General features: G+C 71.1%; 21 protein-coding genes and 1 tRNA gene. 14 read left to right on the top strand and 8 right to left on the bottom strand.

Annotated elements, in window-relative coordinates:
* The first annotated feature begins 112 nt into the window (after positions 1–112).
* Positions 113–841, top strand: coding sequence for a hypothetical protein (locus tag HUT19_RS26470; RefSeq protein ID WP_176182854.1), 729 nt, complete (start codon positions 113–115; stop codon positions 839–841).
* A gap of 110 nt (positions 842–951) precedes the next feature.
* Here the strand turns inward: HUT19_RS26470 and speB are convergent, their stop codons facing one another.
* Positions 952–1,938 (bottom strand): agmatinase, encoded by a 987-nt coding sequence (gene speB, locus HUT19_RS26465; protein ID WP_176182853.1) that lies wholly within the window; start codon positions 1,936–1,938, stop codon positions 952–954.
* Positions 1,939–2,026: 88 nt separating this feature from the next.
* Positions 2,027–2,329: an SCO5918 family protein gene (locus HUT19_RS26460; RefSeq protein ID WP_176182852.1), complete on the bottom strand. Its 303-nt coding sequence runs from the start codon at positions 2,327–2,329 to the stop codon at positions 2,027–2,029.
* A gap of 283 nt (positions 2,330–2,612) precedes the next feature.
* On the opposite strand from HUT19_RS26460, the gene HUT19_RS26455 reads away from it, so the two are divergent.
* Positions 2,613–2,816 (top strand): cold-shock protein, encoded by a 204-nt coding sequence (locus HUT19_RS26455; RefSeq protein ID WP_010986199.1) that lies wholly within the window; start codon positions 2,613–2,615, stop codon positions 2,814–2,816.
* Positions 2,817–3,031: 215 nt separating this feature from the next.
* Positions 3,032–3,832, top strand: a complete 801-nt coding sequence (locus HUT19_RS26450; RefSeq protein ID WP_176182851.1) for a phosphatase — start codon at positions 3,032–3,034, stop codon at positions 3,830–3,832.
* Between the two features lie 88 nt (positions 3,833–3,920).
* Here HUT19_RS26450 and tesB read toward each other — a convergent pair whose 3' ends face one another.
* The 3 genes from tesB to HUT19_RS26435 form a co-directional block, all read right to left on the bottom strand.
* Positions 3,921–4,808 carry an acyl-CoA thioesterase II gene (gene tesB, locus HUT19_RS26445; protein WP_176182850.1) on the bottom strand — a complete coding sequence of 296 codons (888 nt, stop codon included), beginning with the start codon at positions 4,806–4,808 and terminating at the stop codon, positions 3,921–3,923.
* Positions 4,809–4,871: 63 nt separating this feature from the next.
* Positions 4,872–6,029 (bottom strand): acyl-CoA dehydrogenase family protein, encoded by a 1,158-nt coding sequence (locus tag HUT19_RS26440; RefSeq protein WP_176182849.1) that lies wholly within the window; start codon positions 6,027–6,029, stop codon positions 4,872–4,874.
* Between the two features lie 134 nt (positions 6,030–6,163).
* Complete coding sequence (locus tag HUT19_RS26435; RefSeq protein ID WP_176182848.1) at positions 6,164–6,799, bottom strand: TetR/AcrR family transcriptional regulator; 636 nt, start codon at positions 6,797–6,799, stop codon at positions 6,164–6,166.
* Between the two features lie 111 nt (positions 6,800–6,910).
* On the opposite strand from HUT19_RS26435, the gene HUT19_RS26430 reads away from it, so the two are divergent.
* Genes HUT19_RS26430 through HUT19_RS26415 form a run of 4 tightly spaced genes read left to right on the top strand, consistent with a single transcriptional unit; the run spans position 6,911 to position 12,812 of the window.
* Positions 6,911–8,554, top strand: coding sequence for a carboxyl transferase domain-containing protein (locus tag HUT19_RS26430; protein WP_176182847.1), 1,644 nt, complete (start codon positions 6,911–6,913; stop codon positions 8,552–8,554).
* Between the two features lie 14 nt (positions 8,555–8,568).
* A complete protein-coding gene (locus tag HUT19_RS26425; protein WP_176182846.1) occupies positions 8,569–10,680 on the top strand; it encodes a biotin carboxylase N-terminal domain-containing protein in 2,112 nt (703 codons plus the stop codon).
* Positions 10,680–11,642 (top strand): hydroxymethylglutaryl-CoA lyase, encoded by a 963-nt coding sequence (locus tag HUT19_RS26420; protein ID WP_176182845.1) that lies wholly within the window; start codon positions 10,680–10,682, stop codon positions 11,640–11,642. Before HUT19_RS26425 ends, HUT19_RS26420 begins: the two co-directional genes overlap by 1 nt.
* A 3-nt stretch (positions 11,643–11,645) precedes the next feature.
* Positions 11,646–12,812 carry an acyl-CoA dehydrogenase family protein gene (locus HUT19_RS26415; RefSeq protein ID WP_176182844.1) on the top strand — a complete coding sequence of 389 codons (1,167 nt, stop codon included), beginning with the start codon at positions 11,646–11,648 and terminating at the stop codon, positions 12,810–12,812.
* Between the two features lie 44 nt (positions 12,813–12,856).
* Here HUT19_RS26415 and HUT19_RS26410 read toward each other — a convergent pair whose 3' ends face one another.
* A complete protein-coding gene (locus tag HUT19_RS26410) occupies positions 12,857–14,467 on the bottom strand; it encodes a beta-N-acetylhexosaminidase (RefSeq protein WP_176182843.1) in 1,611 nt (536 codons plus the stop codon).
* 104 nt (positions 14,468–14,571) lie between these two features.
* On the opposite strand from HUT19_RS26410, the gene HUT19_RS26405 reads away from it, so the two are divergent.
* From HUT19_RS26405 to glmS, 3 genes are all read left to right on the top strand, one after another.
* The gene (locus HUT19_RS26405; protein WP_176182842.1) at positions 14,572–15,531 is read left to right on the top strand and encodes a DUF4429 domain-containing protein; all 960 of its coding nucleotides are present in this window, start codon (positions 14,572–14,574) and stop codon (positions 15,529–15,531) included.
* Positions 15,532–15,605: 74 nt separating this feature from the next.
* Positions 15,606–15,881: a hypothetical protein gene (locus HUT19_RS26400; protein WP_176182841.1), complete on the top strand. Its 276-nt coding sequence runs from the start codon at positions 15,606–15,608 to the stop codon at positions 15,879–15,881.
* Between the two features lie 84 nt (positions 15,882–15,965).
* On the top strand, positions 15,966–17,798 hold the full coding sequence (glmS, locus tag HUT19_RS26395; protein WP_176182840.1) for a glutamine--fructose-6-phosphate transaminase (isomerizing): 1,833 nt from the start codon (positions 15,966–15,968) through the stop codon (positions 17,796–17,798).
* Positions 17,799–18,245: 447 nt separating this feature from the next.
* Here glmS and HUT19_RS26390 read toward each other — a convergent pair whose 3' ends face one another.
* Positions 18,246–18,767 (bottom strand): universal stress protein, encoded by a 522-nt coding sequence (locus HUT19_RS26390; protein ID WP_176182839.1) that lies wholly within the window; start codon positions 18,765–18,767, stop codon positions 18,246–18,248.
* Positions 18,768–19,210: 443 nt separating this feature from the next.
* On the opposite strand from HUT19_RS26390, the gene HUT19_RS43245 reads away from it, so the two are divergent.
* The 4 genes from HUT19_RS43245 to HUT19_RS26370 all read left to right on the top strand — a co-directional run bounded on the left by HUT19_RS43245 (position 19,211) and on the right by HUT19_RS26370 (position 22,235).
* Positions 19,211–19,681 (top strand): hypothetical protein, encoded by a 471-nt coding sequence (locus tag HUT19_RS43245; protein ID WP_254885798.1) that lies wholly within the window; start codon positions 19,211–19,213, stop codon positions 19,679–19,681.
* A gap of 451 nt (positions 19,682–20,132) precedes the next feature.
* Positions 20,133–21,452: a helix-turn-helix domain-containing protein gene (locus HUT19_RS26380; protein WP_176182838.1), complete on the top strand. Its 1,320-nt coding sequence runs from the start codon at positions 20,133–20,135 to the stop codon at positions 21,450–21,452.
* Positions 21,453–21,457: 5 nt separating this feature from the next.
* Positions 21,458–22,066, top strand: a complete 609-nt coding sequence (gene orn / locus HUT19_RS26375) for an oligoribonuclease (protein ID WP_176182837.1) — start codon at positions 21,458–21,460, stop codon at positions 22,064–22,066.
* A gap of 96 nt (positions 22,067–22,162) precedes the next feature.
* Positions 22,163–22,235: transfer RNA gene (locus HUT19_RS26370), tRNA-His, on the top strand.
* Positions 22,236–22,346: 111 nt separating this feature from the next.
* Here HUT19_RS26370 and HUT19_RS26365 read toward each other — a convergent pair.
* Positions 22,347–23,087: a Clp protease N-terminal domain-containing protein gene (locus HUT19_RS26365; protein WP_176182836.1), complete on the bottom strand. Its 741-nt coding sequence runs from the start codon at positions 23,085–23,087 to the stop codon at positions 22,347–22,349.
* Between the last annotated feature and the right edge of the window lie 35 nt (positions 23,088–23,122).

Genomic DNA, 23,122 nt, shown 5'->3' with positions numbered 1-23,122 from the left:
TATGCGCTTTGTTTCGCTTTGCCCCTTATCTGAGCTCGGCAGATACACGTCAAACTGACAACTCCCGTACATCGGCGGGGTGATGTCGGCGGCTCCGCCTATTCTTCCGGCCATGATCGAAAGCCACCTCGAAACGCTGCTGACCGCCGGATTCACCGACCGCCTGGGCGAACGCGACAAGAAGCTGCTGGCCCGCCGGGCCACGCTGAAGTCCTGCTGGGAGCCACCGAGGCTGTACCTCCCCACCAACTGGTGGTACGCGGTGCCCGGCGAGACCTACGAGGGCCTGTTCACCGCCCTGGATCTGCATGACCGCGTTCCGGTCACCTTCGACGAGGGGGTGGGTGTGGAGGATCTGCCGACCCGTTCCGACGCCGTCCCCGTGTTCATCACGCCCGAACTCGATGGCTGGCGGCTGGTCTTCGGCCATCTGGACACCGTGGTGACCATGGACTGGGACGCCATGATGGGCGCGGCGGAGCGGCTGAGCGCCGCCTGCGGCGAGGCGCAGATGTTCCTCGAGGACATAGCGGGCGGCACGGATATCTGGGTGGTCGCCGAACAGGGCCGGATCCGGCGGCGCTACGCGGCCTCGAGCGACCCGGAGTGGGTGGGCGAACCGCTGCCGTGGGAGGAACGGCTGCTGGACACCGAGGACTTCGACGCCGGGTACGACGAGCCCGATTCCTTCGCCGGGACCGCGGGCGCCACCACCGCGTGCGGCCATCTGTCGGTGGACCCGACCCTGCTCGACGCGGACACCGAGGTGCGCGGCCACGGCTGGCTGGCCCTGAACGCCCCGGGGGTGGGCCACAAGGACCTGGATGTCCTCGTCCACTAGGGTCCGTCGTCGAAGGGGCCGGACGCCCCCTTCGCAGACGGACCTGGGTGAAGAGCCGGTCACCGGCGCCCGGACGGTGACCGGCCCGGGTCAGGCGCGGCCGGCCCCGCTCAGGCGCCCCGCGAGGCCGCGATCTGGCGGGCCATGATCGTGGTCAGCTCGTACGCCGTGTGAGAGGCGGCGACCGAGGTGATCTCGGCGTGGTCGTAGGCCGGGGCGACCTCGACCAGGTCGGCCGAGACCAGGTGGCAGCCGGACAGCCCGCGCAGGATCTCCAGCAGCTCGCGGGAGGTCAGACCGCCTGCCTCGGGGGTACCGGTGCCGGGCGCGTGGGCCGGGTCGAGGACGTCGATGTCGATGGAGATGTACAGCGGGCGGTCACCGATGCGCTGGCGGAGCTGGTCGGTGATCTCGTCCACGCCGCGCCGCATGACATCGGCGGAGGTGACGATGCCGAAGCCCATCTTCTCGTCGTCGTCCAGGTCCTTCTTCCCGTAGAGCGGACCTCGGGTACCGACATGCGAGAGGGCGGAGGTGTCGAGGATGCCCTCCTCGACCGCGCGCCGGAAGGGCGTGCCATGGGTGTACTCGGCACCGAAGTAGGTGTCCCAGGTGTCCAGGTGGGCGTCGAAGTGCAGCAGGGCCACCGGGCCGTGCTTGCGGGCCATGGCGCGCAGCAGCGGGAGGGCGATGGTGTGGTCGCCGCCCAGGGTCATCAGCCGGGCGCCGGTGTCCAGCAGGTCGTCGGCCGCTGCCTGGACGGTCTCGACAGCCTCGTTGATGTTGAACGGGTTGGCGGCGATGTCACCGGCGTCGGCGACCTGCGCGAGGGCGAAGGGCGAGGCGTTTTGCGCCGGGTTGTAGGGCCGCAGCAGCCGGGACGCCTCACGGATGGCGTTGCCGCCGAAGCGGGCGCCGGGCCGGTAGGAGACACCGCTGTCGAAGGGCACGCCGACCACGGCGACGTCCGTGGTGCCGCCGACCTCGTCGACGCGCGGCAGCCGGGCGAAGGTCGCGGGACCGGCGAAGCGCGGGGCCCGGGAGGAGTCGACGGGGCCGACGGGGGCGGCGGAGGACTGTCGGGGAGCTGTGGTCATACGGACGAGCCTAGGCAGATCCGCCGCCGCGCCACATGTACGGATCCGAGGACCCGGTGCCGCTCATTTGGACACCGCGTCCATTTTCTCAGCCGTCCTTCGCCGGTCCCCCCAGGAGCCCGGAAGCCTGCTCGACGGGGTTGGCCGAGGTGGGCTCCGGTGCCGGGTAGCAGGTGAATCCGAGACGCTTCATGGCCCGGCTGACCTCACCCGCGCTGAAGTCGCGGCGGTCCTGGCGGGTGATCACAGCGCCGACCTGCTTGACGGGGTAGGTGCGGCGCCCGATGCGCACCGAAGGGCCGGTGACCGGTTCGGGGCTGATGCCGATCATCGCCTCCGTCACCTCCCGCGCGGTCAGGTCGAAGGCGAAATTGGCGATAATGCAGCGCATAGTGCCTCAACGGGGAGAGGGGGGGATCCGGAAATCCAGAGTCCCACACCGGGCAGCCCAGGGGAAGCGGAGGAATTTCCGGAGGTTGTCGCCGCTCAGCCGAGGAGCATGGTAGAGTGCTTTCAGTTGCAGTTTTGGTACCCATGAACTTGTGTGCGCCTGACGGGATGTAGCCTTCAGGCGCATTTTGTTTTTACCGGTCATTTTCCGGATGGGGTCATTGCGGCGACACGGAATCCGTCACATACGGGTTCCGACTCGGCCCCCATCTAAGGAGATTGACATGGCAACCGGCACCGTGAAGTGGTTCAACGCGGAAAAGGGCTTCGGCTTCATCGAGCAGGACGGCGGCGGCGCCGACGTCTTCGCCCACTACTCGAACATCGCCACCCAGGGCTTCCGCGAGCTCCAGGAAGGCCAGAAGGTGACGTTCGACGTCACGCAGGGCCAGAAGGGCCCGCAGGCCGAGAACATCGTTCCCGCCTGACGCGAGGCACCTCTTCAGCCGGGGCCCGCACCTGCGAAGGTGCGGGCCCCGGCTCATGCCCGCGCACCGCGATCCGTCGGCGGCACCGCCGTCCCGCCGCGGACGCACCGGCTCCGGCGGGGCCACTGCGGTGACTCTCGTCACACCACGCCCGACCGTGTCCGCGCTGCGGCGGAGGCCCCCATTCCGCCTCGGCAGGGGCGACAATGGGCCACATGCCCATACCCAGTACCGTGCCCAGTCGTGGCGAGTTGATCGACCACCTTGTCCGTACCCGCATCGCGGGCGATGTCGCCACTCCCCGGGAGAACAACCTCTCCCACTACCGCAAACTGGCGAACGGCGACCGCCACTACTGGCTCGGTCTGGAACTGGGCGACCGCTGGGTCGACGAACAGGACGTGCTGGCGGTCATGGCGGAGCGGTGCGGGGTGATCGACGATCCGCAGCACCGCTCGGGCCAGGACACCATCGACCCCGAGCTGACGGTCGGCGCGCTGGACCGGATGGCGTCGGTGCTGCGGAAGGCGGCCGAGACCCAGGAGCGGGTGCTGTTCGCCACCGGCCACCCGGGCGGACTGCTGGAGGTCCACCGGGCCACGGCGGCGGCGCTGCGGGCCGCGGGCTGCGACATCGTGGAGATCCCCGGCGGGCTCCAGGCCGACGAGGGGTACGTCTTCCAGTTCTGCGACGTGGCGATGCTGGAGCGAGGGGCGACCCTCTGGCACACCCACTCCCCCGCGCCGATGGCGGCGATCCTGGACGGGCTGGCCCGCGAGGGGCGTCCGCTGCCCGATCTGGTGGTCGCCGACCACGGCTGGGCCGGATGCGCCGGACAGCGGGGCATCGACGCCGTCGGGTACGCGGACTGCAATGACCCGGCCCTCTTCCTCGGCGAGTCCGAGGGCACCCTCTCGGTGGTCGTCCCGCTGGACGACCATGTCACCAACCCGCGGTTCTACGACCCGATGACCGCCTATCTGCTGGACGCGGCCGGCCTCGAGGCCCGCTTCTGACGCGTCGGCTCCCGACCGCACCGGCGCGCGCCCCCGCCGCGCGCCGCGGGCCCGGGGCGGGCGTCCGCCGCAGGCCCGCATGCCGCGCTCACCCCGTGCGCGGCACCCGCATGAGCCCTTCCTGAATCACGGAGACGGCCAGCCGCCCGTCGGCGGTGAAGATCCGGCCCCTGGCGAGGCCGCGGCCGCCGGACGCCGAGGGACTCTCCTGGTCGTACAGCAGCCAGTCGTCCACCCGGAACGGACGGTGGAACCACATGGCGTGGTCGAGGCTGGCGCCGACGATGTCCCCCACCGCCCAGCCGCCCCGGCCGTGCGCCAGCAGCACCGAGTCCAGCAGGGTCATATCGGAGACATAGGTGGCCAGGCAGACGTGGAGCAGCGGGTCATCGGCCACACCGTCCAGTTTGCCGTTGGTCCGGAACCACACCTGCGACTTCGCCTCACGCGGCCGTCCGACGCTGCCGTAGGGCGGCTCGTCCACGTAGCGCAGGTCCACCGCGGCCCGGGACATCAGCATCCGCTCGCTGACCTCCGGCCCGATGAGGTCCTTGTAACGGGGCAGCAGTTCCCGGGCGGTCGGCAGGGACAGCGGGTCGGGGACGTCCGGCATCCGCTCCTGGTGCTCGAGCCCCTCCTCGAACGTCTGGAAGGACGCCGACAAGTGGAAGATCGGCTGTCCGTGCTGGACGGCCACCACCCGGCGGGTGGTGAAGGACCGCCCGTCGCGGATCCGGTCGACCGTGTAGACGATGGGCGCCCCGGGGTCGCCGGGCCGCAGGAAGTAGGCGTGCAGCGAGTGCGCCGAGCGGTCGTCCGGGACGGTGCGGCCCGCGGCGACCAGGGCCTGCGCGGCCACCTGGCCGCCGAAGACCCGCGGCACCATGGGCGCGGCGTCGCTGGTGCCGCGGAAGATGTCCCGCTCGATCCGCTCGAGGTCGAGCAGTTCGAGCAGGCCCTGGAGTGCGTCATTCATGGTTCAAACAGTCTTGCAGAACGGTGTTGCGGCGCTGTTGCCGCCCGGCGGGGCCTGCGGCCATCACAGTCCCATCGACTTGGCGACGATGGACCGCATGACCTCGCTGGTGCCGCCGTAGATGCGGTTGACGCGGGTGTCCGCGTACAGCCGGGCGATGGGGTACTCCATCATGTACCCGTAACCGCCGTGCAGCTGGAGGCACTTGTCGATGACGACGTTGGCGCGCTCGGTGGCGAACAGCTTGGCGGAGGCGGCGTCGGCGGCGGTCAGCTCACCGGCGTCGTGCGCGTCCAGGGCCCGGTCCACGACCGCCTGCATCGCGTCCACCTCGGACTTGCAGTCGGCGAGCGTGAACTTGGTGTTCTGGAAGGACGCCACCGACTTGCCGAAGACCGTGCGCTCCTGGACGTAGCTCTTGGCGAACTCCACGGCGGCGGCGGCCTGCGCGTAGGCTCCGACGGCGATGCCCAGCCGCTCCTGGGGCAGGTTGTGGGCGAGGTAGCCGAACGCCTTGCCCTCCTCGCCGAGCAGGTCCTCGACCGGCACCTTGACGTCGGTGAAGGACAGTTCGGCGGTGTCGGAGGTCTTCAGGCCCAACTTCTCCAGCCTGCGGCCGACCGCGTAGCCCTCGCTCTTGGTGTCGACCACGAGGATGGATATGCCCGCGCGGCGGTCCTCGGGGGTGGCGGCCGCGGTGCGGGCGCAGACCAGCACCCGGTCGGCGAGCACCCCGCCGGTGATGAAGGTCTTGGCGCCGTTGAGGACGTAGTGGGTGCCGTCCGCGGAGAGCTTGGCGGTGGTCTTCATGCCCGCCAGGTCCGAACCGGTGCCCGGCTCGGTCATGGCGATGGCGGTCATCATGTCGCCGGAGACGAAGGGGGGCAGCCACCGCCGCTTCTGCTCCTCGGTGGCGTACGCGAGCAGGTAGGGCAGACAGAGCCCGGTGTGCACCCCGCTGCCGCCGAAGCTGACCCCGGCCCGGGCGCACTCCTCGGTGATCACCGCGTTGAACTTGAAGCTGGTCTCGCCCGCGCCGCCGTACTCCTCGGGGACCTCGATCCCGAAGACACCCAGCTCACCGAGTTTCTTGTAGAACTCGCGCGGGGCCTGGCCCGCCTCGCGCCACTCGTCGTAGTACGGCACGACCTCGGCCGCGATGAAGTCGCGGATGGTCTGCCGGAACGCCTCGTGGTCCTCGTTGAACACCGTGCGGCGCATCAGCCACTCCCCTACTCGTTCTCGCGGCTCGACCCCCGCCGCTCGCGCGCCTGTGACCGCTCGCCGCCGTGGTCGCACCATGCCGGGTTGACAGCAAGCTTCTAAGCGCTTGCTCAGCGAAAGCTACCGGCCGGTTAGCGACCCTGTCCACCCTGTCCGGAGGCGCCGTCCGTGGCACGGGCGGCGGCGAAGGCTCCCAGTGCCAGCCGGTGCAGCAGGGCGGCGGTGGCCGCGCGCCCCGGGAGGGCGCCGGGGCGGCCGAGGTGCGGGGTGGAGTTGAGCAGCCCGAAGACGGCGTGCACACAGGCGCGGGCATCGGCCTCGGCGAGCCCGGGGTAGACCGTGCGCACCACCTCGACCCACAGCTCCACGTACTGCCGCTGGAGCGAGCGCACCAGCTTGCGGTCGGTGTCCCGGAGCCGGTCGAGCTCGCGGTCGTGGAGGATGATCAGCGGCCGGTCGTCGAGCGCGAAGTCGATATGTCCCTCGATGAGCGAGTCCAGCACCTGGGCCGGGCTCAGACCGCCGCCCTCGGCCTCGGCGGCGCGCTTCTTCCCGCCGGTCAGCAGCCGGCCGCTGATGCCCACCAGCAGCTCGGCGAGCATCGCCTCCTTGCCTGCGAAGTGGCGGTAGAGGCCGGGGCCGCTGATGCCGACGGCCGCGCCTATCTCGTCGACACCGACGCCGTGGAAGCCGCGCTCGGCGAAGAGCCGCGCGGCCTCCTTGAGGATCTGTTCACGGCGGGTCGGGGCGGGGGCGTGCGTGCTCATGGAATCAATTCTAGACAGCGGGGTTAGTGGTCGTTAACCTGATGGGTAGGTTAACGCTTATTAACCGATCCTGTCCGCCACCAACCGGACCGAGCAAGGGGGCTCTCAGCGATGGAGCAGGCACCGGTGCTGCGGAGCGGCGCCGACCCGGCGTCCGACGCCTGGAAGGCCAATGAGGCCGCACACCGCGAGCTGGCCGCGCGCCTGCGCGAGAAGCTGGCCGCGGCGCGGCTGGGGGGCGGCGACAAGGCGCGCACGCGCCACACCGCGCGCGGCAAGCTGCTGCCGCGGGACCGGGTGGACACCCTGCTGGACCCGGGCTCACCGTTCCTGGAGCTGGCCCCGCTGGCGGCCGACGGGATGTACGGCGGCCAGGCCCCGGCGGCGGGTGTGATCGCCGGGATCGGCCGGGTCGCGGGCCGCGAGGTGGTGGTGGTCGCCAATGACGCCACCGTCAAGGGCGGCACCTATTACCCGATGACGGTGAAGAAGCATCTGCGCGCCCAGGAGGTCGCGCTGGAGAACCGGCTGCCCTGTGTCTATCTGGTCGACTCCGGCGGCGCCTTCCTTCCCATGCAGGACGAGGTCTTCCCCGACCGCGACCACTTCGGGCGGATCTTCTACAACCAGGCGCGGATGTCCGGCGCCGGGATCCCCCAGGTCGCGGCGGTGCTGGGGTCGTGCACCGCGGGCGGCGCCTATGTCCCGGCGATGAGCGACGAGGCGGTCATCGTGCGCGGCCAGGGCACCATCTTCCTGGGCGGGCCGCCGCTGGTGAAGGCGGCCACCGGCGAGGTGGTCACCGCCGAGGAGCTGGGCGGCGGCGAGGTCCACTCCCGGGTCTCCGGGGTCACCGACCACCTGGCCGAGGACGACGCCCACGCGCTGCGGATCGTGCGCGACATCGTCGCCACCCTGCCGCCCTCCCCCGCCCAGCTGGGCGCGCTGCCCTGGCGGGTGGAGCCCTCCGAGGAGCCCGCGGTGGACCCCGCGGGGCTGTACGGGGCGGTTCCGGTCGACTCCCGCACGCCGTACGACGTGCGCGAGGTGATCGCGCGGGTGGTGGACGGCTCGCGGTTCGCCGAGTTCAAGGCCGAGTTCGGCACCACGCTGATCACCGGCTTCGCCCGGATCATGGGCCACCCGGTGGGCATCGTCGCCAACAACGGCATCCTGTTCTCCGAATCGGCCCAGAAGGGCGCCCACTTCATCGAGCTGTGCGATCAGCGCGGCATCCCCCTGGTCTTCCTCCAGAACATCTCGGGCTTCATGGTGGGCCGCAGCTACGAGGCGGGCGGTATCGCCAAGCACGGCGCCAAGATGGTCACCGCCGTGGCCTGCACCCGGGTTCCCAAGCTCACCGTGGTGGTCGGCGGTTCGTACGGCGCGGGGAACTACTCGATGTGCGGCCGGGCCTATTCGCCGCGCTTCCTGTGGATGTGGCCCAACGCCAAGATCTCGGTGATGGGCGGCGAGCAGGCCGCCTCCGTGCTCGCCACCGTCAAGCGCGACCAGCTCGAGGCGCGCGGCGAGGAGTGGAGCGCCGAGGACGAGGAGGCGTTCCGCGCCCCGGTCCGCGAGCAGTACGAGACCCAGGGCAGCGCCTACTACGCCACCGCCCGGCTGTGGGACGACGGAGTGATCGACCCCCTGGAGACCCGTACGGTGCTCGGTCTCGCGCTCACCGCGTGCGCGAGCGCCCCGCTGCCCGAAAAGGACCCCGCGGCGCCCGGCTACGGCGTCTTCCGGATGTGAGGGGAATGCACCCGATGTTCGAGACAGTCCTGGTGGCCAACCGCGGTGAGATCGCCGTGCGTGTCATCCGCACCCTGCGCCGGCTCGGGGTGCGCTCGGTCGCCGTCTACAGCGACGCCGACGCGGACGCCCGCCATGTGCGGGAGGCGGACACCGCCGTGCGGATCGGCCCCGCCCAGGCCGCGGAGAGCTATCTGTCGATCGAGCGGCTGCTGGACGCCGCGGCGCGCACCGGTGCCCAGGCCGTCCACCCCGGCTACGGCTTCCTCGCGGAGAACGCGGCGTTCGCCCGCGCCTGCGCCGACGCCGGGCTCGCCTTCATCGGCCCCCCGGCCGACGCCATCGAGCTGATGGGCGACAAGATCCGCGCCAAGGAGACGGTGCGCGCGGCCGGGGTACCGGTGGTGCCCGGCTCCTCCGGCAGCGGGCTGACGGACGCCCAGCTCACCGAGGCGGCCAGGGAGATCGGGATGCCCGTGCTGCTCAAGCCCTCGGCGGGCGGCGGCGGCAAGGGCATGCGACTGGTGCGGGACGAGTCCCTGCTCGCCGAGGAGATCGCGGCCGCCCGGCGCGAGGCGCGCGGCGCCTTCGGCGATGACACCCTGCTGGTCGAGCGCTGGATCGACCGGCCCCGCCATATCGAGATCCAGGTGCTGGCCGACGGCCACGGCGGGGTGATCCACCTCGGGGAGCGCGAGTGCTCGCTCCAGCGCCGCCATCAGAAGATCATCGAGGAGGCGCCCAGCCCGCTGCTGGACGAGGCCACCCGGGCGCTGATGGGTGCGGCGGCGGCCTCGGCGGCCCGCTCGTGCGGCTATGTCGGCGCGGGCACGGTGGAGTTCATCGTGCCGGGCGACGACCCGTCCGCGTACTGCTTCATGGAGATGAACACCCGCCTCCAGGTCGAGCATCCGGTGACCGAGCTGATCACCGGGCTCGATCTGGTGGAGTGGCAGCTGCGGGTGGCCGCGGGCGAGCCGCTGCCCCACGCCCAGGAGGACATCACCTTCTCCGGCCATGCCGTGGAAGCCCGGATCTGCGCCGAGACCGCCCGCGCCACGGGCGAGCGGGTCGACTTCCTGCCCTCGGCGGGCACGGTACTCGCGCTGGACGAGCCCGAGGGCGAAGGCGTCCGTGTCGACTCCGGGCTGAGCACCGGCACCGAGGTGGGCACCACCTACGACCCGATGCTCGCCAAGGTCATCGCCCATGGCCCGGACCGCCCCACCGCGCTGCGCCGGCTGCGGGCCGCCCTCGCCGAGCTGAGCGTTTTGGGTGTGGACACCAACGCGGGCTTTCTGCGCCGTCTTGCCGCCCATCCGCAGGTGGCCTCCGGCGAGTTGGACACCGGCCTCGTCGACCGCGCGGCGGCCTCCCTGGTCCCGGAGCTGGTCCCGGACGAGGTCTATGCCGCGGCGGCGCTGCTGCGCCAGTCCGCCCTCGAGCCGGGCGGCGCCGGTGCGCCGGGCGCGGCCCGCCCGGGGTCCGGCGGCTGGGTCGACCCGTTCTCGGTCCCGACCGGCTGGCGGCTCGGCGGTACACCCGCCTGGACCGTCCACCGGCTGCGGATCTCCGGCCACCCCCCGGTCACGGTCCGGGTGCGCGGCCGGGCGTATGACGCCGAGGTGGTGATCGAGCGGCAGGACATCAGCCCGGCCGCCCAGGACGTGCCCCCGGCCGGGGCCCTGCGGGCACGGCTGACGGGGCTCGGCGAAGACGGCGGACGGGTCGTGCTCGATCTGGCCGGGGTCACCTTCCCCTTCCGCCATGTCGCGGACGGCGCGAGCCAGTGGCTGGGGCGCGAGGGGGACACCTGGCGCGTGGTGGGCCACGACCCGGTGGAGGAGGCGCTGCGCGGCGGGGCGTCCGCCGCCCACGCCGGGGAGCTCACCGCCCCGATGCCCGGCACCGTCACCGTGGTCAAGGCGGCCGTCGGTGACGAGGTCACCGCGGGCCAGGGCCTGCTGGTGGTCGAGGCGATGAAGATGGAGCACCTCATCTCCGCGCCGCACGACGGCACCGTCACCGAGCTCGATGTCACCCCCGGCAGCACGGTCGCCATGGATCAGCTGCTGGCGGTCGTCACCCCGTCCGAGACGCCCAGCGAGACCGAGGAGCGTGTGTGATGTCCGCACCGGACACCCCCGCCGGGCCCGCCGGGCTCCCCATGAGCGTTCCGGCCCCCGGGCTGCCCGCCCGGGTCCGGATCCACGAGGTGGGCCCGCGGGACGGCTTGCAGAACGAGAGGACGCTGGTGCCGGTGGCCGTGAAGGCCGAGTTCATCCGGCGGCTCGCCGAGGCCGGTCTCACCACCATCGAGGCCACCAGCTTCGTCCACCCCACGTGGGTGCCCCAACTGGCCGACGCCGAGCAGCTGATGCCGCTGATCGACGATGTCTCCGCGCGACTGCCGGTGCTGGTGCCCAATGAGCGCGGTCTCGAGCGGGCGCTCGCCCTCGGCGCCCGGGAGATCGCCGTCTTCGCCAGCGCCACCGAGTCCTTCGCCAAGGCCAATCTCAATCGCACGGTGGACCAGGCGCTGGAGATGTTCGCACCGGTGGTCACCCGGGCCCGGGAGGCCGGGGTGGCGGTGCGCGGCTATCTGTCGATGTGCTTCGGCGACCCCTGGGAGGGGCCGGTCCCGGTCTCCCAGACCGTCTCGGTCAGCCGCCGCCTGATCGACATGGGGTGTGCCGAGGTGAGCCTCGGCGACACCATCGGCGTGGCCACCCCCGGCCATGTCGAGGAGCTGCTGGCCACCCTCAATGAGGCGGGCGTGGCCAACGACCGGCTGGCCGTCCACTTCCACGACACCTACGGCCAGGCGCTCGCCAACACCCTGGCCGCGCTCCAGCACGGCGTCACCACCGTCGACGCCTCCGCCGGGGGCCTCGGCGGCTGTCCCTACGCCAAGAGCGCCACCGGCAATCTCGCGACCGAAGACCTGGTGTGGATGCTCGACGGCCTCGGCATCGAGACCGGGGTCGATCTCGGCCGTCTCACCGCGACCAGCGTGTGGATGGCCCGGCACCTGGGCCGCCCCAGCCCGTCCCGTACCGTCCGCGCCCTCTCCCAGAAGGAGACCTGAGTCATGACGATCGACCATCGTCTCTCCGCCGAGCACGAAGAACTGCGCCGCACCGTCGAGGAGTTCGCGCATGACGTGGTCGCCCCGAAGATCGGGGAGTACTGGGAGCACCATGAGTTCCCGTACGAGATCATCCGGGAGATGGGCCGGATGGGCCTGTTCGGGCTGCCGTTCCCCGAGGAGTACGGCGGTATGGGCGGCGACTACCTCGCGCTCGGTCTGGCCCTCGAGGAGCTGGCCCGGGTCGACTCCTCGGTGGCGATCACCCTGGAGGCCGGGGTCTCCCTCGGCGCGATGCCGATCTTCCTCTACGGCACCGAGGAGCAGAAGCGGCAGTGGCTGCCGGGGCTGTGCTCCGGGGAGTCGCTGGGCGCGTTCGGGCTGACCGAGCCCGCCGGCGGTTCGGACGCGGGCGCCACCCGCACCACCGCGCGGCTGGACGAGGCCACCGGCGAGTGGGTGATCAACGGCTCCAAGTGCTTCATCACCAACTCCGGTACGGACATCACCGCGCTGGTCACGGTCACCGCCGTCACCGACCGCGCGGCCGACGGCCGCCCCAGGATCTCCTCGATCATCGTGCCCTCCGGCACTCCGGGCTTCAGCGTGGCCGCCCCCTACTCCAAGGTGGGGTGGAACGCCTCGGACACCCGTGAGCTGTCCTTCACCGACTGCCGGGTCCCGGCGGCCAATCTGCTGGGCGAACCGGGCCGTGGCTACGCCCAGTTCCTGCGGATACTGGACGAGGGCCGGATCGCGATCTCCGCGCTGGCCACCGGGCTCGCCCAGGGCTGTGTGGACGAGTCGGTGTCATACGCCAAGACCCGCGAGTCGTTCGGCCGCCCCATCGGCGCCAACCAGGCGATCCAGTTCAAGATCGCGGACATGGAGATGCGCGCCCATATGGCCCGGGTGGCCTGGCGTGACGCGGCGTCCCGGCTGGTGCGCGGTGAGCCGTTCAAGAAGGAGGCGTCGATCGCGAAGCTCTACTCCTCCGGTGTCGCGGTGGACAACGCCCGCGAGGCCACCCAGATCCACGGTGGCTACGGCTTTATGAACGAGTATCCGGTGGCCCGGATGTGGCGCGACTCCAAGATCCTGGAGATCGGCGAGGGCACCAGTGAGGTCCAGCGGATGCTGATCGCCCGGGAGTTGGGCTTCGCGAGCTGACCGCGGTGGGCCCCAGCGGGGCCCACCGCCCCTCCCCGGCCCCGTCAGGACGTGGGCCAGGGCACCTGCGGTGAGCGGTAGTAACTGATGCCCAGGGCGTCCCAGCGGGGCCCCTGGGCGGCCAGCCGCACCTTGTAGGAGTCCCAGTCATGGGTGGCCCGCGGCGACCAGCCGAGTTCGGCGATACCGGGCAGCCGGGGGAAGGCCATGTACTCGATATGCGCGCTCGTCGAGAGGGTCTCCGTCCACAGCGGCGCCTCCACCCCGAGGACCGATGAGGCCGGGGCGTCCTTGATGGAGGCGCCGGGGTCCCAGTCGTAGGACTGCCGGGCCTCGACATATCCGGCCCAGGAGAGCCCCAGCGGGGTGTCCTTGGTGTATTTCATGTCCAGATAGGCGCGGTTGGCGGGCGAGAGGATCAGCCGGGTGCCCGCCTTGGCGGCGTCCGCGACCTCCTTCTCACTGCCGTCCAGCCCCCAGTACTGGGCGATGGCTCCCTCGGCGGGGCGGGCGCCGGTCAGCTGGTGCCAGCCCACCACCGTCTTGCCGTAGCGGGCCACGATGGGCTGCACCCGGTCCATGAAGGCCGTGTAGTCGGCGTGGCTGGTGGAGTGCGCCTCGTCACCGCCGATGTGGATCAGCCGGCCGGGAGTGAGTGCGGCGAGTTCGCGGATCACATCGTCCACGAAGTCGTAGGTCACCTCCTTGGGCACGCACAGGGAGCTGAAGCCGACCTCGGTACCGGTGTAGAGCGGCCGGGCGACCCCGTCGCAGTTGAGCTCCGCGTAGGAGGCCAGCGCCGCGTTGGTGTGCCCCGGCAGGTCGATCTCGGGCACGACCGTCAGCTCGCGGGCGGCCGCGTAAGCCACGATCTCCCGGTAGTCGGCCTTGGTGTAGAAGCCGCCGGGCCCGCCGCCGACCTGGGTGGAACCGCCGTAGCCGGCCAGCCGCGGCCAGGAGTCGATGGCGATCCGCCACCCCTGGTCGTCCGAGAGATGCAGGTGCAGCTTGTTGATCTTGTACAGGGCGAGCTGGTCGATATAGCGCTTGACCTGGTCGACGGTGAAGAAGTGCCGGGAGACGTCGAGCATCGCGCCCCGGTAGCCGAAGCGCGGCTCATCGGTGATGGTGCCGCCGGAGATCCGCCAGGGGCCGGGCTGCCGGGTCGTCCGCTCCACCGACGCGGGCAGCAGCTGACGCAGTGTCTGGACACCGTGGAACAGCCCCGACGAGGCGCGGGCGCTGATGGTGACGGCATGTCCGGTCACGTCCAGCCGGTAGCCCTCCGCGCCGAGGCCGCGTACGGCGCGCGCCCCGGGCGTGAGCCGCAGCCGGATGCCGTCACCGCCGCCCCGCGCGGTCACCGGCAGCCGGTAGCCGGTGGCGGGGCGCAGTACGCCCGCGAGGTAGTCGCCCACCCGCCGCGCCGCGGACGCGTCCCCGGAGATCCGGATACGGGTGTCGGGGCCGAGGGTGTACGGGGTGGCGGCGGGGCGTACGGAGGCGGGTGCGGGCACCACCCGGTCCAGCGGGGTGGGCGCGGCGGCGGAGGGGGACGGGGCGGCGGCGGACGGTTCCGCCGTGGCGGCGGTCCCCGCCCCCGCCGCCACGGTCAGCAGGAGGGAACACAGAAGTCGGGCACGGCGTCGTCTCACAGGGAATCCCTTCAACGAAGCGTCGCGTCCTGGGTACCGTGCACCCCTGTCGCGGTCAAGGGTGTAGACCAATATGCCGCTGTGTGCCTGTCAGAATTCACGCCATGGCGGAAATCACCCAGAGCGATGGTGCCTGGTCCTTCGACGGCGGCTCGATACGGATCGTCCCGGGGCGGGACAAGAGCGTCCATCCCGCCCGGCAGGCGCTCGGCGAACTGAACGTCCCCCTGTGGGCGTTGGCGGGCATCGCCCATGAACCGGGGCGCAGGTCAGGGCGGTTGCGGCTGAAGCTGCGCGAGGGCGCGGATCCGCTGCTCCAGGTGACGGGCGGCAAGCTGCCGGACGCGGCCGATCCGTATCAGCTGGCGGTCGAGGCGGACCGCACGGGCGTCGCCGAGTACATGGTCGAGGAGGTCCGGCGGGCGCTGCTGCTGGACCAGGTGCCGTCCGGCCCGTGCGACCGCTATCTGATGCCCGGCCCGTACGTTCCGCTGTCGGCGACCGCCGGGGACGCCACCGTCACCTTCGACGGGGAGCGGCTCCGGCTGGAGTGGAACTGGAAGACCGAGGAGTCGAAGAAGTCGGGCGGGACGCGGACCATCCGGCTGGCCGACCTGGAGGCGGTGGAGTGGCTGCCCGCCGCCGGACTGGAGAACGGCTATCTGCGGTTCCGCACGGCGAAGGCGGCGGCCCCGGCCGCGCCGAAGTACGACCCGCACGCCGTGGTGCTCTACGGCTTCAAGAAGGATCCGCTGATGGCGCTGGTCGCGGCGGCCGTCACGGCTCGGCTGCCGCATCCGGGCGCCGCCACGGCAGCGGCCCCGGCACCGTCGGCCGAGCCGGCCGACACGGCCCCCGCCCCGGGCGACCAGAACCCTCAGAGCGCACATAACAGGCAGAACGGTCAAGACGGTCAGGGCGCGGCGAGTGGATCCGACGGCGGTGACGCGGATCACGACGCCCTGCTGCGACGACTGCGGGAACTCGGCGATCTCCACCGGAGCGGGGTGCTCACCGAGGAGGAGTTCACGGCCGCCAAGCACGCCGTACTCCGCCGTTTCTAGCCACTCCCCACACCCCCTGCCCGATATCGGGCAGGATTCTTGCGAAACAGCCCTCTTCCCCGCAGTATCTACGGGTGCTCGATCGCCGTATGTCCCACGATGACCTTGTCGACCACCTGGTCCGCTCCACGCCGCTCAGCCGCGGCGAGGCGGCCCGGGTGGTGCTGGACGTCCTGGCGTACTTCGACGAGACGACCGAGGAGTTCGTCCGCCGCCGCCACCGCGAACTTCAGTCCGGGGGACTGACCAACGCGGACATCTTCGAGCGGATCACGGCCGAGCTGCCGTACCGCGCGGTGGCGCCGCCCGAACTCTCGCTGCGGCAGCTGCGCCGCATCGTCTACGGCTGACACCACGACCGGCACGGCGGCCGCCACCGCCGGTACCGGACCACGAGCACCTGTGAACGATCCACTAGGGAGGGCCTGAACACCATGTGCGGAATCGTCGGATACATCGGCAAACGCGATGTGGCACCGCTGCTGCTGGAGGGACTCCAGCGGCTGGAGTACCGCGGCTACGACTCCGCGGGCATCGCGATCCAGGCCAAGCCCGCCAAGGGTGCCCAGGCCGCCGGGCTGAAGACCGCCAAGGCCAAGGGCCGGGTCCGTGACCTGGAGTCCAGGCTGCCCAAGCGCTTCGCGGGCACCGTCGGCATCGCCCACACCCGCTGGGCCACCCACGGCGCGCCCAACGACATCAACGCGCACCCCCACACGGACGCCGACGGCAAGGTCGCCATCGTCCACAACGGGATCATCGACAACGCCGCCGATCTGCGCGCCAAGCTGGCCGCCGACGGGGTGGAGCTGGTCTCCGAGACCGACTCCGAGGTGCTGGCCCACCTGATCGGCCGCTCCCAGGCGAGCACCCTGGAGGAGAAGGTCCGCCACGCCCTCGCCCTGATCGAGGGCACCTACGGCATCGCCGTACTGCACGCGGACTTTCCCGATCGCATCGTCGTCGCCCGCAACGGCTCGCCCGTGGTGCTCGGTATCGGCGAGAAGGAGATGTTCGTCGCCTCCGACGTCGCCGCGCTGGTCAGCCACACCCGCCAGGTGGTCACCCTGGACGACGGCGAGATGGCCACCCTCAAGGCCGACGACTACCGCACCTACACCACCGAGGGCAGCCGCACCTCCTCCTCCCCCACCACCGTGGAGTGGGAGGCCGAGTCCTATGACATGGGCGGCCACGACACCTATATGCACAAGGAGATCCACGAGCAGGTCGACGCCGTGGACCGGGTGCTGCGCGGCCGGATAGACGACCGCTTCTCCACCGTCCGGCTGGGCGGGCTCAACCTGGACGCCCGCGAGGCGCGCGGAGTGCGCCGGGTGAAGATCCTCGGCTGCGGTTCGGCGTACCACACGGGTCTGATCGGTGCCCAGCTGATCGAGGAGCTGGCCCGGATCCCGGCCGACGCCGAGCCCGCGAGCGAGTTCCGCTACCGCAACCCGGTGGTGGACCCCGACACCCTCTACATCGCGGTCAGCCAGTCCGGTGAGACCTACGACACCCTGGCCGCCGTCCAGGAGCTCAAGCGCAAGGGCGCGCGGGTGCTGGGCGTCGTCAACGTCGTCGGCAGCGCCATCGCGCGCGAGACGGACGGCGGAGTGTACGTGCACGCGGGCCCGGAGGTGTGTGTCGTCTCCACCAAGTGCTTCACCAACACCGCCGTCGCCTTCGCCCTGCTCGCCCTGCATCTGGGCCGGATCCGCGATCTGTCGGTCGCCGACGGCAAGCGGATCATCGCCGGACTGCGCAAGCTGCCGGAGCAGATCGCCGAGGTGCTGCGCGGCGAGGAGGAGGTCAAGAAGCTCGCCGCGGAGTACGCGAACGCAAAGAGCATGATGTTCATCGGCCGGGTCCGCGGCTACCCGGTTGCGCGCGAGGCGTCCCTGAAGCTCAAGGAGGTCAGCTACGTGCACGCGGAGGCGTACCCGGCCTCCGAGCTCAAGCACGGACCGCTGGCGCTCATCGAGCCGGAGGTGCCGACCGTGGCGGTGCTGCCCGATGACGACCTGCTGGAGAAGAACCGCGCGACCCTGGAGGAGATCAAGGCCCGCAGCGGCCGGATCCTCGCCGTCGCGCACCAGGAGCAGGAGAAGGCGGACCACACGATCGTGGTACCCCGCAACGAGGTGGAGCTCGACCCGATCCTCATGGGCATCCCGCTCCAACTGCTCGCCTACCACACGGCGCTGGCGCTGGGCCGGGACATCGACAAGCCCCGCAACCTCGCCAAGTCGGTGACGGTGGAGTAGTCCTGGGGTGTCGGCGGTCCCCCGCGTGTGCCACCACACACGCGGGGGCCGCCTCCCTTGGCCGGCGTCGCCCTTCCGCCGGCGGCGGCCGCCGCGCGGGAACCGTCACTTCCCGCGCGGCAGCGCGAATGATGCGTACGTACCCCTCACAAACGCACAATCCACCTCTACGCGCCGGTAGATTTATCGACTGTCAAGATGAACTTGACGCCATCTCACCTGCGGCCGGGGGAAGTTGGGGGTGTCCGATTCCTGGTGCATGGCCAGTCGGCCGTCCACGGCGGCGGTTTGGGGCGACGAGAGGGACGGCCGAACAGGGCCGAACGAGGCCAGACGAGGCCAGACGAACTCCGACAAGGATGCACGCCGACTCGAGAGGGGCTCAAGGGTCGTTCGAGCGGGATCCACTGGGACTCAGACGATCGTCAAGCGATGTTCAGGCACTCGTCAGGGGATGACCACGACGGGCCGCTGCGCCCGCCGCGCGAGCCGTCCGGCCACCGAGCCGAAGAGCCGCCCCACCAGACCGTGGGTGGAGCCGACCACGATCGCGTCGGCCGAGTACTCCCGGCCGACCTCCTCCAGCTCATGGCAGATGTCCCCGCCCCGCTCGACGAGGATCCACGGCACCTCGGAGAGATGATCGGCGCAGGCCAGCTCGAGCCCCAGCACCTCGGTGCGGTGATCGGGTACGTCGACGAAGACGGGCGGCTCACAGCCCGCCCACACCGTCGTCGGCAGCCGGTTGGCCACGTGGACGATGATCAGCCCGGAGCCCGAGCGCCGGGCCATCCCGATCGCGTAGGCGAGGGCGCGCTCGCTCGATGTGGAACCGTCGAATCCCACCACGACGCCGTGCTGGAACGCTGGATCGCAGGAATGACGTGTTTCTTCCGCCGCTTCGGGGTGCGCCATATGATCGGCGACCCGCTTGCGGTCCGCGGGTTCGGGGATTTCGTGACCGGCCATCGGTGTCTCGGCGAAGGATGTCCTCGTGCGGAGGGAATCGGCGGGGGCTCGGGTTGGAGTTGTCGGGGGACGGGAGCTCCGCTGGAGCTCGGGGACGGGATCGAACGAACCAAATCCGTCCGGGACTCATCTTTCCAAGCCCTTACCCCTAAGGGTACGGCGCCATTCCTCGCCTGCCCAGAGGCCGCTTCGGCAGCGGAGCGCCCGAAGCGTTCCCCGGAGCATGCCGGAGGGCGGCCCGATACGCAATGCCCCAAGTGGTCCCCCCTGGGGACCCTGAGGTCCCCTCGCGCGAGCCCCGCGGTCGCCTCGCGTGACCTGGGGGCGGGCCCGGCGTTGTAGTAGCCGCGACCGGACGCCACCGGGCCCCAGCGGTCCGGCCGGACGCCCGGGTCCGGCCCCCGCCGGTGCCCCGTCAGCGGCCTGAGAGGAGCCCCCCGCCCGTGTCCGTGCCCCGCGCCCACGACGCCTTGCGCAGTACCCCGGGCGCGGCCCCCGGCACCATCCCGCGCGGCCGGTCCCGGGGCCGCGCCAGGACCGCCGCGCGGTCCTCGGCCGCGGTAGCCGCCGCGAGGCACGCGGCGGCCCCGTCGGCCGTCCCGTCCAGCCTCCCGTCGCCCGTCCCGGCGGCCGTCCCCGCGCCGGTCCTGGCGGGCGGGACGGTGAACGAGGTGATCCGCTGGGCGTCCTTCAGCTGTGCGGTGGTTCCCCTCGTCCTCCTGATGTGCGGACTGCCGTTCGGCGCGGCGCTGGCCGCCGCGGCGGGCCTGGCCGCGGTGACCGCCGCCAGCCGCGCCCTGCTGCGTCATTACGAGCGGGTGGCGGCCCGGCTGGACGCGGACGCGGTGAGCCCCCACCGGGGCCGTCACGGGCGCACCGGGATCGGCGCCCACCGGGGTGGCCGGCACGGCTGAGGGCGCACCGCGCAGTGCGCTGCGTAGCGCTCCGTACACCCTGTGGTGATGAAATACGAGGGGGTCGTACGCCGGGCGCATGATGCTTTTCCACATCTGCGCCCGGCTGTTTTCGGCCAACTTCGCGTCACAGTTCTTCCCTTGGCAAACGCGGTGCTCAACCGCGTTCAGGCCAGCGTAGAAAGGGGCGTGCGGGGTTCTGACCCCCTACGCGAAGTGGATGTCCGCACTAGGCGCACTTCACAGCGAGGGCTACGAGTGCAACGCTTCGTGATCGAATGCTTCGCGCCAAGTTGTCATGTCGACATAGTGGCGGGTGGTGAACTGGTCACGGCGACCACACGCGACACAGTAGATTCGATCTTGGCCATGACCGGCGGGGGAACCGTTCAGGACCGAGGGGAAACGTGCAGGACCGAGAGGACGCGACCATCGAGGGGGGCTTAGAGCCATGAGCCAGGACTCCACGACCGTACCGGAGACCTCGCGCAAGCTCTCCGGACGCCGGCGACGAGAAATCGTCGCGGTGCTGCTGTTCAGCGGCGGCCCCATTTTCGAAAGTTCCATCCCGCTCTCCGTCTTCGGTATCGACCGGCAGGACGCCGGGGTCCCTCGCTACCGACTGCTGGTGTGCGCGGGCGAAGATGTGCCACTGCGAACGACTGGCGGACTGGAACTGACCGCACCGTACGGCCTGGAGGCGCTGTCCCGGGCCGGAACCGTCGTCGTACCGGCCTGGCGGTCGATCACCCAGCCGCCACCGGCCGCCGCGCTCGACGCACTGCGCCGCGCGCACGAGGAGGGCGCGCGGATCGTGGGCCTGTGCACCGGGGCCTTCGTACTGGCGGCGGCCGGGCTGCTCGACGGCCGCCCGGCGACCACGCACTGGATGTACGCGCCGACGCTCGCCAAACGCTATCCGTCCGTCCATGTGGATCCGCGCGAACTGTTCGTGGACGACGGCGACGTACTGACCTCGGCGGGCACCGCCGCGGGGATCGACCTGTGCCTGCACATCGTGCGCACCGACCACGGCGCCGACGCCGCGGGGGCCCTGGCCCGCCGCCTCGTCGTGCCGCCGCGCCGCGGTGGAGGACAGGAGCGCTATCTGGACAGGTCCTTACCAGAGGAGATCGGCGCGGATCCGCTCGCCGAGGTGGTGGCGTGGGCCCTCGAGCATCTGCACGAGCAGTTCGATGTCGAGGCCCTGGCCGCGCGCGCCTATATGAGCCGCCGCACCTTCGACCGGCGTTTCCGGTCCCTCACTGGGAGCGCTCCACTCCAGTGGCTGATCACCCAGCGGGTGCTCCAGGCGCAGCGGCTCCTGGAGACCTCCGACTACTCGGTCGACGAGGTCGCCGGGCGCTGCGGCTTCCGTTCCCCGGTGGCCCTGCGCGGCCACTTCCGGCGTCAGCTGGGGTCCTCCCCGGCTGCCTACCGGGCCGCGTACCGCGCCCGCAGGCCGCAGGGCGGCTCCGCGGAGCGGCCGGACCGGCTGGAGCGGCTGGAGCGGGGCGAGCGGGTGGACCGGCCGGAGCGGGCCGAGATGATCGAGCAGCGCGCGGGCGAGCACGCCCTGCCGCTGCGGCGCCCCGGCGCGCCGCTCGGTCACTCCGCGGCCCACCACCATCACCCTCCGCATCCGCACGGTGGCACGGACCCGGGCAAGCCGGAATCGGACGCGTACGCCCCACGCCTGCCCGAGCAGGCGGCGGGACGCGCTTCGGGCCGTCCGACCCTCCCCGGCCAGCGGGAACGCCCCGTAGGGTGAGACGTATGAACGATCGCATGGTGTGGATCGACTGCGAGATGACCGGGCTCTCGCTGTCGGACGACGCGCTCATCGAGGTGGCCGCGCTGGTCACGGACTCCGAGCTGAACATCCTGGGCGACGGGGTGGACATCGTTGTCCGGCCGCCCGCCGAGTCGCTGGTCACCATGCCCGAGGTGGTGCGTGAGATGCACACGGCCTCCGGCCTGCTCGCCGAGCTCGACGGGGGCACCACGCTGGAGGACGCCCAGGAGCAGGTCCTGGCGTACATCCGCGAGCACGTCCCGGAGGCGGGCAAGGCCCCGCTGTGCGGAAACTCGGTCAGCACCGACCGCGGCTTCCTGCTCCGTGACATGCCCACCCTCGAGAGCTATCTGCACTACCGGATCGTCGACGTCTCCTCGATCAAGGAGCTGGCCCGCCGCTGGTATCCGCGGGCCTACTTCAACAGCCCCAAGAAGAACGGCAACCACCGCGCGCTCGCCGACATCCACGAGTCGATCGCCGAGCTGCGCTACTACCGGGAGGCGGTCTTCGTGCCCCAGCCCGGCCCGGACTCGGACACGGCGAAGTCGATCGCGGCCAAGCACGTCCTGCCCGCCCGGCACGCATGATCCACCGCTCGTGCCCGGCTCCCCGAAAGCCGGGCGCGAGCACCCCCGCCGACCCTGTACACTTTTTCTCGGCCGGTGCGGAAAGCACCGGTCATGGTGGGTATAGCTCAGCTGGTAGAGCACCTGGTTGTGGTCCAGGATGTCGCGGGTTCGAGTCCCGTTACTCACCCTCTTCGAAGAGGCCGCTGACCTGCGAGAAGCAGGACGGCGGCCTTTTCCTTACCCCCTCATGACCCCATCGGCGGCCACCCGGGATCTCGATGACGCCGGCGGCCGGGCGTCACTCCTGGCCGCGGGCGGCGGCGATCTCGGCGATGGCACGGGCGATGTGCTCCGAGGCGGCGGCCTTGTCGACACCGAGGGTGGTGAGCGGGCCCGAGCCGTCCTCGAACTCGAGGAGGGCGAGCAGGATGTGTTCGGTGCCGATGTAGTTGTGCCCCAGCCGCAGCGCCTCCCGGTACGTCAGCTCGAGCACCTTGCGCGCGCCCTGGTCGTAGAGGAGGAGGTCGGGGATCCGCTCGAGGGCCGGGGGCAGGACCGCGGTGGCCGCCTCGCGGACGGCGTCCGGTGACAGATCCTGGGCGGTGAGCGCCGTCACGGCGAGGGAGTCCGGCTCGACCAGCAGGCCCAGGACCAAGTGGGCGGGGCGGATCTCGTCGTTGGACGCGGCGCGGGCCTCGTTCTGGGCCGCCACCACCACGTTCCGGGCGCGCTCGGTGAACCGGCTGAAGCCCTGGCTCGGGTCGAGGGCCGACAGATCGTTGGGGTTCTTCGGGACGAAGCGTTTCTGGGCCGCCTGGCGGCTGACCCCCATGCTCTTGCCGATGTCCGTCCAGGAGGCGCCCGAGCGCCGCGCCTGGTCCACGAAGTGGCCGATCAGATGGTCGGCCACCTCACCGAGGTGTTCGGCGGCTATCACCGCGTCGGAGAGCTGGTCGAGGGCGTCGGTGTGGACCTTCTTGATGGCCCCGATGAGGTCGTCGAGGCGTACGGGATGTGTCAGGCCTACTGGTTCCGTCATGCGTCAACCATAGGTTGACGCTCCCCCAAGTGTCA

It is taken from the genome of Streptomyces sp. NA02950, assembly GCF_013364155.1.
Classification (GTDB): Bacteria; Actinomycetota; Actinomycetes; order Streptomycetales; family Streptomycetaceae; genus Streptomyces.
Note: the sequence above shows the minus strand (reverse complement) of the source record. Positions and strands in the feature narration are given on the sequence as shown.

What these genes read in the sequence shown, in the direction of transcription:
- HUT19_RS26430 (WP_176182847.1), top strand. Translation starts at nt 6,911, where the DNA reads ATGGAGCAGGCACCGGTGCTGCGGAGCGGCGCCGACCCGGCGTCCGAC.
- HUT19_RS26420 (WP_176182845.1), top strand. Translation starts at nt 10,680, where the DNA reads ATGTCCGCACCGGACACCCCCGCCGGGCCCGCCGGGCTCCCCATGAGC.
- HUT19_RS26470 (WP_176182854.1), top strand. Translation starts at nt 113, where the DNA reads ATGATCGAAAGCCACCTCGAAACGCTGCTGACCGCCGGATTCACCGAC.
- HUT19_RS26455 (WP_010986199.1), top strand. Translation starts at nt 2,613, where the DNA reads ATGGCAACCGGCACCGTGAAGTGGTTCAACGCGGAAAAGGGCTTCGGC.
- HUT19_RS26390 (WP_176182839.1), bottom strand. Translation starts at nt 18,767, where the DNA reads ATGGCCGGTCACGAAATCCCCGAACCCGCGGACCGCAAGCGGGTCGCC.
- HUT19_RS26415 (WP_176182844.1), top strand. Translation starts at nt 11,646, where the DNA reads ATGACGATCGACCATCGTCTCTCCGCCGAGCACGAAGAACTGCGCCGC.
- HUT19_RS26405 (WP_176182842.1), top strand. Translation starts at nt 14,572, where the DNA reads ATGGCGGAAATCACCCAGAGCGATGGTGCCTGGTCCTTCGACGGCGGC.
- speB (WP_176182853.1), bottom strand. Translation starts at nt 1,938, where the DNA reads ATGACCACAGCTCCCCGACAGTCCTCCGCCGCCCCCGTCGGCCCCGTC.
- glmS (WP_176182840.1), top strand. Translation starts at nt 15,966, where the DNA reads ATGTGCGGAATCGTCGGATACATCGGCAAACGCGATGTGGCACCGCTG.
- HUT19_RS26440 (WP_176182849.1), bottom strand. Translation starts at nt 6,029, where the DNA reads ATGCGCCGCACGGTGTTCAACGAGGACCACGAGGCGTTCCGGCAGACC.
- orn (WP_176182837.1), top strand. Translation starts at nt 21,458, where the DNA reads ATGAACGATCGCATGGTGTGGATCGACTGCGAGATGACCGGGCTCTCG.
- HUT19_RS26380 (WP_176182838.1), top strand. Translation starts at nt 20,133, where the DNA reads ATGAGCCAGGACTCCACGACCGTACCGGAGACCTCGCGCAAGCTCTCC.
- HUT19_RS26365 (WP_176182836.1), bottom strand. Translation starts at nt 23,087, where the DNA reads ATGACGGAACCAGTAGGCCTGACACATCCCGTACGCCTCGACGACCTC.
- HUT19_RS26450 (WP_176182851.1), top strand. Translation starts at nt 3,032, where the DNA reads ATGCCCATACCCAGTACCGTGCCCAGTCGTGGCGAGTTGATCGACCAC.
- HUT19_RS26460 (WP_176182852.1), bottom strand. Translation starts at nt 2,329, where the DNA reads ATGCGCTGCATTATCGCCAATTTCGCCTTCGACCTGACCGCGCGGGAG.
- HUT19_RS26425 (WP_176182846.1), top strand. Translation starts at nt 8,569, where the DNA reads ATGTTCGAGACAGTCCTGGTGGCCAACCGCGGTGAGATCGCCGTGCGT.
- tesB (WP_176182850.1), bottom strand. Translation starts at nt 4,808, where the DNA reads ATGAATGACGCACTCCAGGGCCTGCTCGAACTGCTCGACCTCGAGCGG.
- HUT19_RS26435 (WP_176182848.1), bottom strand. Translation starts at nt 6,799, where the DNA reads ATGAGCACGCACGCCCCCGCCCCGACCCGCCGTGAACAGATCCTCAAG.